Origin of the sequence: Microbacterium sp. A20, assembly GCF_004794515.1 — a bacterium.
Taxonomy (GTDB): domain Bacteria; phylum Actinomycetota; class Actinomycetes; order Actinomycetales; family Microbacteriaceae; genus Microbacterium.
Genome location: NZ_SSDF01000071.1, coordinates 47,389 through 64,272, shown reverse-complemented (window position 1 = coordinate 64,272; position 16,884 = coordinate 47,389). Strand labels below are relative to the sequence as shown.

The following is a 16,884-nucleotide window of genomic DNA, read 5'->3' as shown; positions in this document are numbered from 1 at the left end:
TCAGAACCGCGGTGCCGTCTGGCACCAGGAGACGTCGAAGCCGGTGAGGGCGACCATCTCCTTGCCCGACTCCATGTCGATCAGGTGCGTCTCGACCTTCTCGGGCAGCGGGAGCAGCATCCCGTCGTACGGGTTGCTCGCCAGTTCGGGCGCGATGGCGACGGCCGCGTACTGGCCGCTCGGGGACGCGCACGCCTGCAGGATCGAATCCGCCGAGCTGACCTCGACCAGCGGAGTCGCCTTGCCGTCGTCGTCGACGCGGATCACCGCCTGCCCGACCGGAAGCCCCGCATCGTCGCGCGAGACCACGTGCCGCAGCGTGCCCCCGGGGTAGGGAGTGATCGACGAGGCCGTGCCGTAATCGGGGTCGGATGCCGCGAGCGGCTGCTCGGATCCGTCGGCGAGATTGAGTTCGACAACGGTGGCGTCGAGTCGCTCGACGATCGCCGTGTACGTGCCCCGGGAGATGCCCTGGATGGTCGCGGCGAGCCCGAGGGACTGCACCCCCGCGTCGGTGGATCGGTCGACGAGCGAGAGCGCTCCGTCGAAGTCGATGAACAGCACGGCGGCGCTGTCGGGCACGAACTGCCAGACGAACACGCTCGCCTCTTTGCCCGCGACCTCGATGATCTGAGGATCGTCCTTGCCGTTCAGCGACTGCGTGACCAGCACGCTCGCGCGTCCCTCGTCGTCGCTCAGCTCACGGTCGGAGTAGCTGTAGCCGACGAGACCGCCGCGCTCGGAGACCTGGATCGCGCCCACGTAGCCGTCACCCGGGAGTTTCAGCTCGCGCTGGTTCTTCCCGTCGCGATCCATCACGAGCAGCCGGGACCCCTCGTCCTCCTCGACCGCGACGACGAGCTGGTTCGAGGTCGCGCGGAAGTCGTTGATCTTGTCGTGCTCGTAGACCGCCACCCCGTCGCCCTTGAGGTCGGTGAGGAAGATCTTGTCCTTACCGTCGACGTCGCGGCGCAGGATGAAGATGTGAGACGCCGGGGTCTCGAAACTCGTCGTCAGCGTCGTCGACGGACCTCCGCCGGCGCCGGTGACATCGGCGACACGGACCGTGTACTTCGTGGAGTCGTCGAGCGGAACCGTGAAGCGGACGCCGACGCCGCGCCCCGATGCGTCGACCGTGAACGGCACGGCCGGCTCGACCGTGACCTGCTCGGGATCGATCGGCGCGAGGGCTTGATTCGCGGTGAGGATGACCCTGCTTCCGGACGACTCGATCGCCTGCGCGGCATCCACCTGCACCTCGCTGACCCGTGGCCCCTGCAGGAGACTCACGATGCCGAAGCCGGTGCCCACGAGCACCAGGACGCCGAGGACCGCACCGATCGTGAGGAGGAAACCGCGTGACGTCGCGGGAGTGCGTGCGGGCTCCTCTGCGGACGGGCCACGGGAGTCGGTCGGAGCGGATGCTTCTTCGCGCGCGGCCTCGGCCTCGGCCTCGAGCTCGGGCTCTCCGGCGACGGGAACCGAACCGGCGGGAGTGGCGCCGATGAAGACGGGCGCCGTGGGGACGGGCACGGAGGGGAGTGCCGTCGCCTCGGCATCTTCCCGTGCGGCGGCCTCGAAGGCGGCCATCTTGCGGGCAGCGGCCTCCTGCTCGGCGACCTCGCGATCACCCGCCTCGCGGACGGCGGCCTCGCGAGCAGCGGCTTCGCGAGCGGCGGCTTCGCGGGCAGCAGCTTCCCGAGCAGCCGCCTCATGCGCAGAGGTCTCGCCTGCATCGGCACGCGGCTCATCGATGCTCGGCTCGGACTCATGGTGCGTCGCGAGCGCGCGGTCGATCCGTTCGGCCTCGGCCGCCTCGGCTGCTTCTCTGGCCGCGCGCATCTCCGCACGGGTCTGCGGAACGGCTGGCACCTCGGGGCGATCGTCGTCAGTACTCATACGGATCCCCTGGCTCGTCGATCGCGACGACACCGGTCGGCTCGATGCGGAGCTTTCCGTCGGCGTCCGCCCGCACGGTGCCGGTGATCTCGACCCACTGGCCGGTCGCGTAGTCTTCCGGGTCGACGTCGACGGGCAGCGCAGCGGTCTGCGCGTCGATCACGCAGTGCGTGATGACCAGTCGCGTGAGGTTCACGCCGTCATCGCCCGATGAGTCGGGCGTCACGAAGCCCGTGAGCGTCACGGGTGCACCGTCATAGGCGGCGGTGTTCGTGGACGCGGCGAAGACGCTCGCCCAGTCGCCCACGCCGAAGGTGGACGTGTCGGCGACCCCGAGCGCGACCGTGTCGGCCCCTGCGAACAGGGCGCTCTGCTCCCCCGCGCGCGACATCGCGAGCTCGACCGACAGCGAGGCGGGCGGCAGCACGAGGGCGGCTGCCACGACACCCGTGGCGATCACACCGCCCGCGACGGCTCCGACACCCGCGAGCGAGCGTCGACGGGACGCGGTGGGCGAGCCGTGATCCGTGTCATCGACGGCATCCGACGTTTCCGGAGCAGGCCCGTGGTCGTGTCCGTGGTCGCCCTCCTCCCCCAATGGGAGAGTGCAGGACCAGATCGCACCGGCGAGCGTGACGACCGCGGCGGTGCACGCGAACCACACCGACTCGGGGCTGATGTAGAGGTTGAGGCGCCCGGTGAGGCCGAGTCCGAGTGTGACGACAGAGATCACGGCCGCGAGGCCCACACCCAGCCAGCGGGTGCCGAGCGCGCGCACGCGGGCGACGGTCTGCTCAGACAAGGACGTTCACCCCGATTCCGATGGCGAAAGCCGAGGCGAGGACGATGCCGACGATGCCGACGAGGGTGCGCGTCGTGAACGTGGTGCGCATGAGCGCGAGCATCTTGACGTCGACGAGCGGGCCGACCAGCAGGAAGGCGACGATCGCACCGGACGAGAACGTCGAGGCGAACGACAGGGCGAAGAAGGCGTCGACGTTCGAGCAGATAGCGACGGTCATCGCCAGGATCATCATCGCGACGATCGACAGCACCGGGTTCGACCCGATCGCCAGCAGCCACTCGCGCGGGATGAGCACCTGCACGGCTCCCGCGAGCGCCGAGCCGATCACCAGCGCCGGCATCACGGCACGCAGCTCGACGAGGAACTGCGTGAGACTGCGCCGCACCGGCGTGCCGGGCTCGTGCGTCACGCGGTCGCACGTGTCGACGAAGCGCTGCGTGAGCATGCCGTCGGGGTCGGGGTGGCGGCTGTAGATCCATCCGATCAGGTTCGCGATCAGGTAGCCGCCGACGAGACGGGCGACCAGGATGCCGCCGTCCCAGCCGAACGCCGCATGCGTGGTGAGGATCACGATCGGGTTCACGATGGGCGCCGCGATGAGGAAGGTCATCGCCTCGGCCGGAGCGAGCCCGCGCATCATCAGGCCGCGGGCGAAGGGCACGTTGCCGCACTCGCACACCGGGATCAGCATGCCGAGCAGCGACAGCACGGCGCGGCGAGCCCATGCCCGCCGGGGCAGCCAGCGGTGGATGACGTCGGCCGGCAGCCACACCTGCACCACGATCGACAGCAGCACGCCGAGGATCACGAACGGCAGCGCCTCGATGAGCACGCTCAGCGCGAGGGTGAGGCCGTCCTGCGCGCGGGTCGGGAGAGCTGCGGGGAAGAGCTTCGGAAGGAAGGCGTCGATCAGGAACAGCGCCGCGATGATGACGGCGCCGAGGCCGACGCCGATCCATGCCGATCGCGGCGAGGGTGCCGGGCGATGGGAGTGGCCGTGACGGGTCGCCGTTGCTGCGGAGGGGCTCACGCGGACGCGGCCCTCTCGGCGTCGCGCTTGTTCGTGCACGGCGTGCACAGCCCGAAGATGTCGACCACGTGCGCGGCATCCGTGAATCCGTGCAGCGCCGCGGTGCGGTGCGCCCACTGCTCGACGTCCTTGGCCTCGATCTCGACCGTCAGGCCGCAGGACCGGCAGATGAGGTGGTGGTGGTGACCCTGTGTCGTGCAGGCACGGTAGAGCGCCTCGCCCTCAGGACTCTGCAGCGAATCGGCGTCACCGGATGCAGCGAGACCGGCGAGCGCGCGGTACACGGTGGCGAGGCCGATGCCCGTGTTGTCGTCGCGCAGCGAGGCGTGCAGGTTCTGCGCGCTCACGAAACCGCGCGCGTCGGCGAGTGCTTCGCGCACGCGTTCGCGCTGCCAGGTGTTCCGCTGAGCCATACGAAGAGTCTAGGCCGCAGGGGTTGGCGACGGCTGGGAGTGGATTTCAGGCTGCGACACGCCGCACCCGGGAACGCGACTTCTGCACGATCCAGCACACGACGTAGATGGTGAACGAGAGGGTCGTGATGTACGGGCTGACGGGCAGGGTGCCGGCGAGGGCGAGCAGGATGCCGCCGACGGCCGAGACGAATCCGAACAGAGCGGACAGCAGCGGCACGGCGATGGGGCCGGCCGTGACCCGCATCGCGGCGGCGGCGGGTGTGACCAGCAGTGCCATCACCAGCAGCGCGCCGATGATGTGCACGCTCACCGCGACGATGAGACCCAGCAGCACCATGAACAGCAGGCTCACGGCGCGGGTGGGCACTCCGCGGGCGGCCGCCGATTCCGGGTCGAGCGAGTCGAACCGCAGCGGGTTCCACATCACGAGCAGCCCGATCAGCACGACCATGCTGATGCCGATGAGCCAGCCGAGGTCGGGGCTCGACACCGAGACGATCTGCCCGGTCAGCAGGCTGAACCGGTTGGCGCTGCGGCCGTCGTAGAGGGAGAGGAACAGGATGCCGAGGCCCAGACCGAACGGCATCAGCACTCCGACGATCGAGTTCCGGTCCCTGGCCTTGGCGCCGAGGATGCCGATCAGGATCGCCGCGACGAGGGCACCGGCCAACGAGCCGAACACCACGCTGCCACCGAACAGCAGGGCAGCTGCGGCACCCGCGAACGACAGCTCGCTCACGCCGTGCACCGCGAAGGCCAGGTCGCGCTGCATCACGAAGACGCCGATCAGACCGCCGACGATGCCCAGGACGGCACCCGCGATGATCGAGTTCGAGAGCAGGGCGACGAGTTCGCCGTAGTCCTGGAACGAGAAGACGTCGCTCCAGTCGACCATCGGCACCAGGGCCGCGGAGACGCTCATGCCGCTCCTCCGTGCTCGTGGTGGTCGCCGTGGTCGTGGTGCGGCTCGGCATCCGGCACGCCGACGACGACCAGCCGGTCGCCCGCGCGGAGCACGAACACCGGGGTGCCGTAGAGGTCGCTGAGCACGCGGGTCTGCAGCACCTCATCCGGGGTGCCCAGGAGGAACCGGCCGCCTGCGATGTAGAGGATGCGGTCGACGCGGCCGAGGATCGGGTTGATGTCGTGCGTGACGAACAGCACCGCGGCCTCGCGCTCGCGGCGCTGGCGGTCGATGATGTCGGTCACAGCGAGCTGGTTGGCGAGGTCGAGGTTCGACAGCGGCTCGTCGCACAGCAGCAGCGCCGGCTCGTCGGCGAGAGCCTGTCCCACCCGCAACCGCTGCTGCTCGCCACCCGAGAGCAGGCCGACACGACGATCGGCAAAGTGCGAGGCGCCCACCGCGTCGAGCAGCCGGTCGACCTTGGCGCGGTCACCGCGGCGCGGGACCGGGAACCCGAAACGGCTTCCGCTGACGCCGAGACCCACCAGATCCCGAGCTCGCATACTGGTGTCGGGAGCGAGGTTGCGCTGCTGCGGGATGTACCCGATGCGGGAGTTGCCGCGGTGCACAGGCTCCCCCGCGACGCGGATCGACCCGGAAGACAGCGGCTGCAGGCCGAGGATGCTGCGCAACAGCGTGGTCTTCCCCGACCCGGACGGGCCGAGCACCGCGATGAACTCGCCGGGCTGCACCGTCAGGTCGAGCCCTGACCAGAGTTCGCGATCCCCGCGGTGGAGTGCGGCGTCGGTGATCTCGAGGACCGGAGCGCCCCCGCTCACGGCTGGACGGCGGCGGCGAGGCTCTGGATCGCGTCACTCATCCACTCAGAGTACGACGATCCGTCCTCGAGCAGCTCCGTGAAGGCGACGACGGGGATGCCGGCATCCTTCGCGGCAGCCTCCACCCGCTCGGTCTCCGCTCCTCCGGTCTGCGCGTTGGTCAGCAGCGCAGTGGCCTGACCGTCTTCGATCACTTTGAGCGCCTCGAGCAGCACGGCGGGCGCGACATCGCTGCCCTCCTCGACCGACTCGGCGAATCCCTCGGGGGTGACGTCGGTCAGGCCGGCGGCGGCGGCGAGGTAACCGGGCAGCGGTTCGGTCATGAAGACCGTGGCCCCTGCGGCATCCGCCTTGATGGTCTCGAGGTCGGCCTCGAAGCCCTCCAGGTCGGCGATGAGGTCGTCGGCGTTGGCGGCGAACTCCTTCGCCCCGTCGGGGTCGAGCTCGGACAGCTCGTCGGAGATCGCCTCGACGACATGGATCATGGTGTGCGGGTCGAACCAGACGTGCTCGTTGAAGCCCTCGATGTGGTTGTGCCCCTCGTGACCCTCTTCGCCCTCGGCATGGTCGTGGTCGTGGGACTCGTCCTCGGCGTGGTCGTGCTCGGCCTCGCCCTCGTGCCCCTCGTTGCCGGGGAAGTCGTGCGAGAACTCGACCGCCGTGACGACGTGCGGGTCGTTCGCGTCCTGCAGCAGCGTGTCGACGAAGGCGTCGTACCCGCCGCCGTTCTCGATCACCAGATCGGCCTTCTGCACCGTGAGGCGGTCGCGCGCGGTCGCCTCGTAGGAGTGCGGATCCTGCGACGCCGAGGTGATGAGCGACTCGACGTCGACGCGGTCTCCGCCGATCGTCGCAGCGATGTCGCCGTAGACATTGGTGCTCGCGACGACCGTGATGGTGCCGTCGTCGCCCTCTCCCGCTGCCGGGGTGGTGGAGCATCCGGCCAGCGCGAGGGCGGCGACGGATGCGAGGGCGAGGGCGACGACGGGCTTCTTCATGGTCTCACTCTAAACGCTAATGAGAACCATTATCAAATCGCCTGCAGGGCCTCAGCCGAGCAGCCCTGCCGGGGCGACCCACGCGGTGGCCTCGCCGGGAAGAGCGGAGCCGGTGAGCGGAGCGCTCGAAAGCACGACGCCCGCGGCATCCGCACCGAGGTCGAACGGCTCGGTGCCGAAGTTCGTCACGATCTGCCATCCGTTCGGGCGGGCGAAGCGCAGCACGTCGGCGCGTCCGGTGTCGATCCACTCCAGCGTCTCGCCGGTCTGCAGCAGGTGCCTCAGGCGCAGCGCCTCGCGGTACAGCGACAGTGTCGACGACGGGTCGGCGGCCTCGACGTCGACGGCGTACTCGGCGAACCAGGCCGGCTGCGGGAGGTGCGCGTCCTCCGCGCCGAAGCCGTACGAGGAACCGCCGGCGGTCCAGGGCAGCGGCACGCGGCATCCGTCCCGGCCGAGGCCGTCGAAGTCGGCGCCGCGGAAGAATCCGGGGTCCTGACGCTGCTCCGGTGTGATCTCGGCCACCTCGTGCAGACCGAGCTCCTCTCCCTGGTACAGGTATGTGCTGCCGGGCAGGCCGAGCAGCAGCAGGGTCGCGGCGTGCGCCCTGCGGAGTCCGCCCTCGCGATCGAGGCCTTCTGCCGGACCGCCCGCCTTGACCCACTCGGTGCCCTGCTTCACCGCGCGCCCGTGCAGCGGAGCGAGCCCGTAGCGCGTGGCGTGACGGGTGACATCGTGGTTCGAGAGCACCCAGGTCGTCGACGACCCGGTGGCCTGCGCCTGCTCGAGGTTGTCGACGATGATCTCGCGGAACTGGGTCGCATCGAAGTCGGCGACCAGCAGATCGAAGTTGAACGCCTGCCCCAGCCCCTCGGCGGAGGCGTAGCGCGCGCGGCGCTCCGGGGTGTCGACCCATGCCTCGGCGACGGCCGTGCGCGGCGGGTCGTACTCGTTGAAGACCCGGCGCCACTCGGCGTAGATCTCGTGCACGTCGTCGCGGTCGATCATCGGATGGGTCCCCGAGGTGCGGTCCATCGCGTCGAGCTCGACCCGGCTCGGCAGCGGATCGCTCAGATCCTTCGTGAGCATGTGGGCGACGTCGATGCGGAACCCGTCGACTCCGCGATCGGACCAGAAGCGCAGGGTCTTCAGGAAGTCCTCGCGCACCTCCGGGTTGTCCCAATCGAGGTCGGGCTGCTCCTTCGCGAAGTTGTGCAGGTACCACTGGCCGTCCTCGACCCGCTCCCATGCGCTGCCGCCGAACACCGACACCCAGTCGGTGGGCGGCTCGGACCCGTCGGGGCCGGTGCCCTCGCGGAAGATGTACCGTCCGCGCGCAGCCGAGCCGCGACCGGCGGCCAGCGCCTCCTGGAACCAGGCGTGCTGATCCGAGGTGTGATTCGGGACGATGTCGACGACGACGTGGATGCCGCGCGCGTGCAGCGCCTCGACCATCGCATCGAAGTCGGCGAGGGTCCCCAGGCGCGGGTCGACGTCGCGGTAGTCGGCGACGTCGTAGCCCCCGTCGGCGAGCTCCGAGGGGTAGAACGGGCTCAGCCAGACCGCGTCGACGCCCAGCTCGGCGAGGTAGTCGACACGGGAGACGATGCCCGGGATGTCGCCGATCCCGTCGCCGTTCGCGTCGGCGAAGCTGCGGGGGTAGATCTGATAGACGGCGGCCTGGCGCCACCATGCAGCCGTCCTCTCGTCTTCGCGGGTCTCGGTGAGAAGCGAATCGGTCATGAGGGGTGGGTACTCCTTCTTCTTTCTTGCGGGTGGTTCTGAGGCGTCGCTGCTCAGCCCTTGACGGCGCCCTGCGTGACGCCCTCCATCACGAAGCGCTGCGTGAACAGATACGCCAGGATGGCGGGTGCCATCGCCATCAGGTACGAGGCGAACGCCACGTTGTAGTTGTTGCTGAACTGGTTCTGGAAGAGGTTCTGCCGCACGGGCAGGGTCTGCATCGCCGGGTCGGAGATGATGAGCGACGGCATCATGAAGTCGTTCCAGGCGTAGAGGAATGCGAAGATGCCGACCGTCGCACTCATCGGGGCGAGCAGCGGGAAGATCAGCCTCCAGAACGTCTGCCACGTGGTGGCTCCGTCGATGCGGGCGCTCTCCTCGAGCTCGATCGGGATCGAACGCAGGAACGCGGTGAACAGCAGCACGCTGAAGCTGAGCTGGAACATCGTCGCCAGGATGATCACACCGAGCGGATTGTCGAGCCCGACGCGTCCGGTGAGCTGGATCTGCGGCAGGGCAACGACGGGGAACGGGATGAACATCGCCGCGAGCAGGTAGAAGAACGAGTAGCGGAACAGGCGCCGGTCCCAGTTGCGCACGATCGCGTACGACGCAAAGGCCGCGAGCACGATGGTCGCGACCACGGTCCCGGCGGTGACCAGCAGGGAGATGCCCGCTCCGACCGGGAACTTCGTGAGGTTCCAGGCCTCCACGAAGCCGTCGATGCTGAACGGCGCGGGAAGCGAGAACGCATTGCCGTCGACCGCCTGCCCCGTCGTCTTGAAGGCCATCGAGATCGTGACGTACAGCGGCAGCAACACCGTGACGGCGCACAGGATGAGGATGATCGTGCCCGACCAGTTCACGCGCTCCATGCGGGTGCGCGGCTTCCTGCCGGAGGCAGTCTGGGTGGTGATCGTCTGCGTCGACATCAGAGGGCGTTCCTTCCGCGCGTCAGCGACAGCTGGAGGAGGGAGATGAGCACGGCGACGATGAAGAAGATGGTCGCGTTGGCCATCTGGTAGGCGTAGTCGCCGCCGTTGAAGCCCGCGATGATCGTCATCGCGACGCTGCGGGTGGAGGTGCCGGGGCCGCCGTTGGTGAGACCGACGATGATGTCGTACGCGTTGAGGAAGCCCTTGAATCCGAGGATCACGTTGATCACGACGTAGCCCGCGACCAGCGGAATCGTGATGCGGGTCAGCTGCTGCGTCCTGCTGGCACCGTCGATGCTGGCCGCCTCGTAGACCTCGCCGGGCACCGACAGGAGTCCCGCGATGTAGATGAGCAGGGTGCCGGGCACCGCCTGCCAGGCGGTGACGATCACGATGGCCACCCAGGCCAGGTCGGGGTTGGCGAGCAGGCTCGTCTCCAGCCACGGGATGCCCGCCGCCGCGCCCGCCGCGGGGATCGAGTTCGAGAAGAGGAAGTTGAAGACGTACGCGATGATGATGCCCGAGATCACCATCGGGATCACGAAGATCGTGCGCAGCCCCGTCTTGAAGCGGATGCGGGAGGTGAGGCCGACCGCGAGCAGGAACGCGATCACGTTGACCACGATGACCGTGGCGATCGAGAAGCCGAACGTGAACAGGTAGCTCTGCAGGATCGCCGGATCGCTGAACAGGGCGATGTAGTTCGTGAAGCCGTTGAAGCTCCACGCGCCGATGCCGATCGAGTCGGTGAAGCTGAAGAAGATGCCGATGACACCCGGGACCGTGATCGCGAGGGTGAAGATCACGAGGGTCGGCAGCAGGAACAGATAGTAGATGGGCTCGACCCGGCGGCTGCGCCGACGGAGCGTGCGTGCGCCACCGCCGGTGACGATCGCGGTCGTGTCGGTCGGGGCCGTCGTGGTGGTCATGGCGCGGACTCCTCTGTCTCGCCGGGTGCGGAAGCGTCGCCGGACGAGGTTTCGCCGGTCGAAGGGATGGGGGCGCGGAAGGCGATGCGCGCCCAGTCCGCGTCCATGGTGCGCAGGATGCCCGCCGGGGAGGCCCCGAGCACCATCGCCTGTGCGTAGTTGAAGATCGGGAGGGTCTTGGGCACCAGCACGGAGGGCCCCTGATAGATCCGTCCCTCCTCGTAGTAGGGGATCATCCCCTCGATTCGAGGGTCTTCAGGAGCCGGAGCATCCTTCGTCGGGGTGAAGCCGAGCTGCGAGGCGTTGTACTCCTCGATGTGCTCGGGCAGGTACAGGTACTCGAGGAAGTCGAGGGCGGCCTCCTGGTGCCGCGACTCCTCCGGGATCATCACGGCGAGGTCCATGTTGACCCGTACCTCGAGGTCGGCGGGGTCGTCGGTCATCGGGAGCGGGAAGGTGCCGAGGTCCAGGTCGGGCGCGGTCTTCGCGATCTCGCTGAACGCCCACGGCCCCTGCAGGTACATGGCCGCCTCGCCCTTCCCGAAGGCCAGGTTCCCGTCTCCGTAGGCGCGGCTCGCGGCATCCGCGTTCGTGTAGTCGTTCGCGAGCTGCAGCATCCGGTCCATGGGCTCGGCGAAGTCCTTCTCGAACGAGACCTCGGAATCCGGTCCGACCGCGGTGCCCTCCTCGGCGAGCGCGTCGAAGAACTCGATGACGTCGACCGAGCCTCCCGCCGTGTAGTCGTACCAGCCCTGACCGACTGTCCAGTCGTCCTTGAAGGTGCCGTAGAACGGGTCGATGCCCGCGGCCTTCAGCTGGTCGCAGACGGCGAGCAGCTCGTCCCAGGTCTGCGGGACCTCGAGGCCCTGTTCCTCGAAGATGTCCTTGTTGTAGATGACGGATGCGGCCATCACCGAGTACGGCAGGGCGCTCTGCCGCCCCTCGCACGAACCGTACTGATCCATCAGCGGCTGCAGGTCGTCGCGGATGCTCGCCGCGGCGTCGGTCTCGGAGAGGTCGGTGAGTGCGCAGCGCTGCACGAACCTCGCGACCTCGTAGTTGTAGTTCGCCAGCATGATGTCGGGCGGGTTGCCGCGCACGAAGCTGGCGGAGACGACGTCGACTCCCGAAGTGTCGATCTCGACCTTCACGTCGCTCTGCGAGGAGTTGTAGTCGGCGACGAGGGCGGTCATGAATTCGATCGCCTCACGCTTGCTGAAGGTGAAGCGGATGGTCTCCGCCCCCGAGTCGGCGGAGCAGCCCGCGAGGGCGGTGCCGACCAGCGTCGCGCCGAGGGCTGCGGCTACGAGCCGCGTCGCGCGTGTTCGTTCAACAGACACCGTCGTCCTTTCGATGGGTAGATCCGCAAAGTAAATCTAGTGAGCGAATTTACTCTGATGAACGGTACTCTCTCATTCGGGCGACAGGAAGGCAAGGGGCGTGACAGAAGTCTCCGCGGGACTCGGCACCGGGCGCGCGAGCGTCGGCGCCATCCTCGGCTTCGCGTGGGACGCGGGCGAGTTCACCGCCACCGACGTCATGGCGAGCACCTCGCTGACCCGCTCGACCGCGATCGATGCGATCGACACCCTGGTCGGCGCGGAGGTGCTCCGTGAGCTCCCGAACGCCCGCGTGGCCGGAAGCTACCGCTCGGGGCGCCCCGCCCGCCGATTCGCGCTCTCCCCCGACCTCGGCGTCGTGGTCGGCATCGACGCCGGCGACACCCACATCGCGGTCACCGTGGCCGATCCGCTCGACCAGACCCTGGTTCATCACCGCGTCGCGGCCGACCAGACGCAGTCCGCGGCCGCACGGCGCGCGCTGATCGTCGAATGCCTGGGCGCCGCACTCGACGAGGCGGGAGTCGCCCGCGACCGCGTGCTGGCCTTGTGCGTCGGCGTCGCGGCACCCGTCGACCGTGACGGCATCTCACCCCCGCACCCCGACGGCTTCTGGGAACGCACCAACCCCGGCCTCGCCGAGGCGCTGGGCGCATGGGCACCCGTCGTCGAGATCAAGAACGATGCACAGCTCGCCGCGGTCGCCGAGGGAGCACTCGGCGCGGCCATCGGATGCCGGGACTACGTCGCCCTGCTCTCGAGCGAGCGCTACGGCGGCGGGGTCGTCGTCGACGGGCACGTGCTCCACGGGGCCCACGGCGGCGTGGGCGAGGGCGTCGTGTTCGACCACATCGTCGGAGTCGGCTCCGCCAACGGACTGCCGTACTCCCTGCAGGAGGCGGCGCGAGCGGCTGTGGCCTCCGGCGCCGTTCCGGCCGACGGCGCGCTCGGCCGCCTGGTGGATGCGGAGCGCATCGACCCGCGCCTCGTGCTGACTCTCGCCGCGTCCGGTGACCCCGACGCCCTGCTCGTCGCCGAACGCGTGGGCGCAGTGGTCGCTCGTATCGTCGGCGTGCTCGGCAGCATGTACGACCCGGCACGCGTGGTCGTGTGCGGCGCGGTGGCCGAGAGCATCGAGCCCGTGCTCGCCGCCGCCCGACGCATCCTCCCGGAAGAGCTGCACCTCCCCGCGCCCGAGATCCTCGCCTCGACGCTCGGCGCCGAGGTCGTCTCTGTCGGCGCGGTCGCCACCGCGCGGCGCGCCGCCCGCGAACGCACCGTGCCGCTCCTCGCCGAGCAACGCCTGCGCGCGACCGCGTAGCGCAGGGTCAGTCCCGCGGCGACTCGTCCGCCGGTCTCGCCGCCCCGCCCGGCCTCGCACAACGCGAAGGAGATCTCGCGTTGTGAAGGAGCATCCTGGGGATGGGGTCCTTCAGAACGCGAGATCTCCTTCGTTCCGGATGCTGCGGCTCAGGTCCGACGCTCCGCCCTCACTCGACCAGCAGCGCGGGCTCCTCGAGCACGGATGCCACGTCGGCGATGAAGCGGCTCATGCCGTCGCCGTCGATCACGCGATGGTCGAAGGATCCGGCGACCGTGGTCACCCAGCGCGGACGCACCTCGCCGTCGACGACCCACGGCTTCTGGCTGATGGCGCCCATCGCCACGATGCCGGCCTCGCCGGGGTTGATGATCGGGGTGCCGGCATCCATCCCGAACACGCCGATGTTCGTGATCGTGATCGTGCCGCCCTGCTGATCGGCCGGCGGCGTCTTGCCCTCTCGCGCCGTGAGCGTCAGGCGGTTCAGCGCCCGCGCCAGGTCCTTCATGCTCAGGTCCTGCGCGTCCTTGATGTTCGGCACGAGCAGGCCGCGCGGGGTGGCGGCGGCGATACCGAGGTTCACGTAGTGGCGCACGGCGATCTCGGCGCCGGCGTCCGTCTCGATCCAGGCGGCGTTCACCATCGGCGTGCGACGGGCCGCCCAGATCACGGCGCGGGCCACGATGAGCAGCGGCGACACCTTGATGTCGGCGTAGTCGGGCGAGGCCTTGAGTCGCTTCACGAGCTCCATCGTGCGGCTGGCGTCGACCTCCTTCCACACCGTCACGTGCGGGGCCGAGTACGCGCTCTGCACCATGGCCGAGGAGGTGGCCTTGCGCACACCCTTGACCGGGATGGACTCGGTGCGGTCGTCGCCGGCGGCGGAAGGACGGGTCGCGGTGAGACCGCGTGCGAGTCCGGCCGGAGCAGCCTGCGGCGCGGGCACCGTCTCCTCGCGGACATCGCCCCACTCCGGCGTCTCGATGTTGCGGAAGACACTCGCCTGCGAGGCATGCTTGACCACGTCGTCGCGAGTGACCTCGCCGTCGGCCCCGGTCGCGGCGACCGCGGTGAGATCGACGCCGAGATCGCGCGCGAGCTTGCGGATCGGCGGCTTGGCGATCACTCCCACCGAGGAGCGGACCGGACGCTCGGCCGGACGCTTGCGGCGCGAGGTCGCACCGCCACCCGTGCCGTAGCCGACGAGCACCGAGCCGCCGCCCTCCTCCGGCGCGGGCGCCTCGGCCGTGGTGACGACCCCGGGACCTGCGTCGTCACGAGCATCCGTCACGAAGGTGATGATCGGCGACCCGACCTCGACCGTCGCTCCTTCGGCGGCGAGCAGCTCGCCGACGACACCCGCGTGCGGAGACGGCAGCTCCACGAGCGACTTGGCCGTCTCGATCTCGCAGATCACATCGTTGATCGCGACCGTGTCACCGGGGGCGACCTTCCAGGCGACGATCTCCGCCTCGGTCAGGCCCTCCCCGACGTCGGGGAGGTTGAAGTTCTGCGTGCTCATGACGAGTCCTTTCGGCCGAGCGGGGATGTCAGTAGGCCAGTGAACGGTCGACGGCTTCGAGGATGCGGTCGGCATCCGGGAGATATGCGCCCTCAAGCTTCGCCGGCGGGAACGGGGTGTCGTAGCCGGAGACGCGCAGCACCGGAGCCTCGAGCGCATAGAACGCGCGCTCCATGACGGTGGCCGCGATCTCGCCGCCGATGCTCCCGAAGCCCTGGGCCTCCTGCGCGTAGACCATGCGTCCGGTCTTGCGGATGGAGTCGAGGATGGGCTCGTAGTCGACCGGAGAGAGCGAGCGCACGTCGACGACCTCACAGCTCGTGCCCTCGGCCTCGGCGAGCGCGGCCGCCTGCAGCAGCGTGGTGACCATGGCCCCGTGCCCGACGAGGGTCACGTCGCTCCCGGTGCGGACGACGCGCGAGGAGTGCAGCGGGACGGCGGAGGAGTCGAGCTCGACCTCGCCCTTCTGCCAGTACCGGCTCTTCGGCTCCATGAAGATCACGGGGTCGTTCGAGGCGATCGCCTCCTGGATCATCCAGTAGGCGTCGTTGGGCGTCGACGGCGAGACCACGCGCAGGCCGGGAGTGTGCGCGAAGTACGCCTCCGGGCTCTCCTGGTGGTGCTCGACCGCGCCGATGTGCCCGCCGTAGGGGATGCGGATCACGATCGGCATGCTGAGCGCGCCCTCGTGCCGGTTGGTGAGCTTCGCGAGCTGCGTGGTGATCTGGTCGAACGCCGGGAACACGAAACCGTCGAACTGGATCTCGATGACCGGGCGGTATCCGACCATCGCCATGCCGATCGCGGTGCCGACGATCCCGGACTCGGCGAGCGGGGTGTCGAGCACCCGGCGGTCGCCGAAGTCCCGCTGCAGGTGCTCGGTCACGCGGAAGACGCCGCCGAGCTTGCCGATGTCCTCGCCCATGAGCAGGACCTTCGGGTCGTTCTCCATCGCCTTGCGCATGCCCGCGTTCAGGGCCTTGCTGAGCGGCATCGTCTCGAGGGTCATCGGGCTTCTCCTTCGAAGGACGCCTCGTACTGCGCGTGCCAGGCCTTCTGCTGGTCGATCAGCGGATGCGGTTCGCTGTACACGTGGTCGAACATCTTGTCGGCGCTGGGGGGTCCGAGCTCGACGCTGCGGGCGCGAAGGTCTTCCGCGGCATCCGCCGCCTCGGCTTCGACGTCGGCGAACAGCTGCGCCGATGCTCCACGCCCCTCGAGGAAGGCGCGCATCCGGACGATCGGATCGCGGCCGGCCCAGTACTGCTCCTCGTCGCTGCCGCGGTACTTCGTCGGGTCGTCGCTCGTGGTGTGCGCGCCGAGTCGGTAGGTCACGGCCTCGATCGCCTGGGGGCCCTTGCCGCTGCGGGCATCATCGAGCGCGACTCGGGAGACGGCGTAGCTGGCGAGCACGTCGTTGCCGTCGACCCGGACGCTCGGGATGCCGTAGCCGGCACTGCGCTGCACCAGCGGCACGCGCGACTGCGTCGACACCGGCACGGAGATCGCCCAGTGGTTGTTCTGGAGGAAGAAGACGGTCGGCGCCTGGTAGCTCGCGGCGAAGACCATCGCCTCGTGCACGTCGCCCTGGCTGGACGCGCCGTCGCCGTAGTAGACGATCACGGCCTCGTCGCGGTCGACATCGCCGGTGCCGGTGCGGCCGTCGAAGACGAGCCCCATCCCGTAGCCCGCGGCGTGCAGCACCTGCGAGCCGAGCACGAGCGTGTAGAGACGCGTGTTGCCGTTCTTCGGGTCGGTCGGGTCCCATCCGCCGTGCGAGACGCCGCGCATCAGCTTGATGATGTCGATCGGGTCGACGCCGCGGATGCGGGTCACCGCGTGCTCGCGGTACGAGGGGAAGATCGTGTCCTGCGCGCGAGCAGCACGACCGGAGCCGACCTGCGCGGCCTCCTGTCCACGGCTCGGCGGCCACAGGGCGAGCTGCCCCTGCCGCTGCAGGTTTGTGGCCTGGGTGTCGATCGCGCGGATGACGACCATGTCGCGGTAGAACTGCTCGAGCTCCGCATCGCCGATCGCCTCGATCAGGGGAAGATATCGCTCGGCGGCGGCGGACGGCGCGAACCGTCCGGTCTCATCCAGAACGCTCACAAGGGGGGTCTCGGGGGTGGTCACGCTCTCACGCTACCCGCGTCGGCATGCCCGGTCACGCATACCTAGGGGCCCCTTGTAACTGCCCGGAAGC

General features: G+C 69.2%; 15 protein-coding genes. 1 reads left to right on the top strand and 14 read right to left on the bottom strand.

Going from position 1 to position 16,884, the window contains the following annotated elements:
- The 11 genes from DW298_RS08020 to DW298_RS07970 are packed head-to-tail and all read right to left on the bottom strand — an operon-like array spanning position 1 to position 11,838.
- On the bottom strand, positions 1–1,899 hold the full coding sequence (locus DW298_RS08020) for an Ig-like domain-containing protein (protein WP_240745058.1): 1,899 nt from the start codon (positions 1,897–1,899) through the stop codon (positions 1–3).
- Positions 1,889–2,701, bottom strand: coding sequence for a TIGR03943 family protein (locus tag DW298_RS08015; RefSeq protein WP_136041923.1), 813 nt, complete (start codon positions 2,699–2,701; stop codon positions 1,889–1,891). Before DW298_RS08015 ends, DW298_RS08020 begins: the two co-directional genes overlap by 11 nt.
- Positions 2,694–3,734, bottom strand: coding sequence for a permease (locus DW298_RS08010; RefSeq protein ID WP_205820305.1), 1,041 nt, complete (start codon positions 3,732–3,734; stop codon positions 2,694–2,696). Before DW298_RS08010 ends, DW298_RS08015 begins: the two co-directional genes overlap by 8 nt.
- Positions 3,731–4,147 (bottom strand): transcriptional repressor, encoded by a 417-nt coding sequence (locus DW298_RS08005; RefSeq protein ID WP_136041922.1) that lies wholly within the window; start codon positions 4,145–4,147, stop codon positions 3,731–3,733. The genes DW298_RS08010 and DW298_RS08005 overlap by 4 nt, the downstream gene beginning before the upstream one ends.
- A 46-nt stretch (positions 4,148–4,193) precedes the next feature.
- Entirely contained in the window at positions 4,194–5,045 is an 852-nt protein-coding gene (locus tag DW298_RS08000) for a metal ABC transporter permease (RefSeq protein WP_136041981.1), read from the bottom strand.
- A gap of 23 nt (positions 5,046–5,068) precedes the next feature.
- Positions 5,069–5,893, bottom strand: a complete 825-nt coding sequence (locus DW298_RS07995) for an ABC transporter ATP-binding protein (protein WP_136041921.1) — start codon at positions 5,891–5,893, stop codon at positions 5,069–5,071.
- A complete protein-coding gene (locus tag DW298_RS07990; protein WP_136041920.1) occupies positions 5,890–6,891 on the bottom strand; it encodes a zinc ABC transporter substrate-binding protein in 1,002 nt (333 codons plus the stop codon). The genes DW298_RS07995 and DW298_RS07990 overlap by 4 nt, the downstream gene beginning before the upstream one ends.
- Positions 6,892–6,942: 51 nt before the next feature.
- Complete coding sequence (locus DW298_RS07985; protein WP_136041919.1) at positions 6,943–8,634, bottom strand: glycoside hydrolase family 13 protein; 1,692 nt, start codon at positions 8,632–8,634, stop codon at positions 6,943–6,945.
- Positions 8,635–8,687: 53 nt separating this feature from the next.
- On the bottom strand, positions 8,688–9,566 hold the full coding sequence (locus tag DW298_RS07980; protein ID WP_136041918.1) for a carbohydrate ABC transporter permease: 879 nt from the start codon (positions 9,564–9,566) through the stop codon (positions 8,688–8,690).
- The gene (locus tag DW298_RS07975; protein WP_205820304.1) at positions 9,566–10,498 is read right to left on the bottom strand and encodes a sugar ABC transporter permease; all 933 of its coding nucleotides are present in this window, start codon (positions 10,496–10,498) and stop codon (positions 9,566–9,568) included. The genes DW298_RS07980 and DW298_RS07975 overlap by 1 nt, the downstream gene beginning before the upstream one ends.
- Positions 10,495–11,838 (bottom strand): ABC transporter substrate-binding protein, encoded by a 1,344-nt coding sequence (locus tag DW298_RS07970; RefSeq protein ID WP_136041917.1) that lies wholly within the window; start codon positions 11,836–11,838, stop codon positions 10,495–10,497. Before DW298_RS07970 ends, DW298_RS07975 begins: the two co-directional genes overlap by 4 nt.
- A 100-nt stretch (positions 11,839–11,938) precedes the next feature.
- Here DW298_RS07970 and DW298_RS07965 point away from each other — a divergent pair, with 100 nt between their 5' ends.
- Positions 11,939–13,159 carry an ROK family protein gene (locus tag DW298_RS07965; protein ID WP_136041916.1) on the top strand — a complete coding sequence of 407 codons (1,221 nt, stop codon included), beginning with the start codon at positions 11,939–11,941 and terminating at the stop codon, positions 13,157–13,159.
- Positions 13,160–13,328: 169 nt separating this feature from the next.
- On the opposite strand, the gene DW298_RS07960 is transcribed toward DW298_RS07965, so the two are convergent.
- Genes DW298_RS07960 through DW298_RS07950 form a run of 3 tightly spaced genes read right to left on the bottom strand, consistent with a single transcriptional unit; the run spans position 13,329 to position 16,814 of the window.
- Positions 13,329–14,681: a dihydrolipoamide acetyltransferase family protein gene (locus tag DW298_RS07960; protein ID WP_136041915.1), complete on the bottom strand. Its 1,353-nt coding sequence runs from the start codon at positions 14,679–14,681 to the stop codon at positions 13,329–13,331.
- 28 nt (positions 14,682–14,709) lie between these two features.
- Positions 14,710–15,690: an alpha-ketoacid dehydrogenase subunit beta gene (locus DW298_RS07955; protein WP_136041914.1), complete on the bottom strand. Its 981-nt coding sequence runs from the start codon at positions 15,688–15,690 to the stop codon at positions 14,710–14,712.
- Positions 15,687–16,814 carry a thiamine pyrophosphate-dependent dehydrogenase E1 component subunit alpha gene (locus DW298_RS07950; protein WP_136041913.1) on the bottom strand — a complete coding sequence of 376 codons (1,128 nt, stop codon included), beginning with the start codon at positions 16,812–16,814 and terminating at the stop codon, positions 15,687–15,689. The genes DW298_RS07955 and DW298_RS07950 overlap by 4 nt, the downstream gene beginning before the upstream one ends.
- Positions 16,815–16,884: the final 70 nt, after the last annotated feature.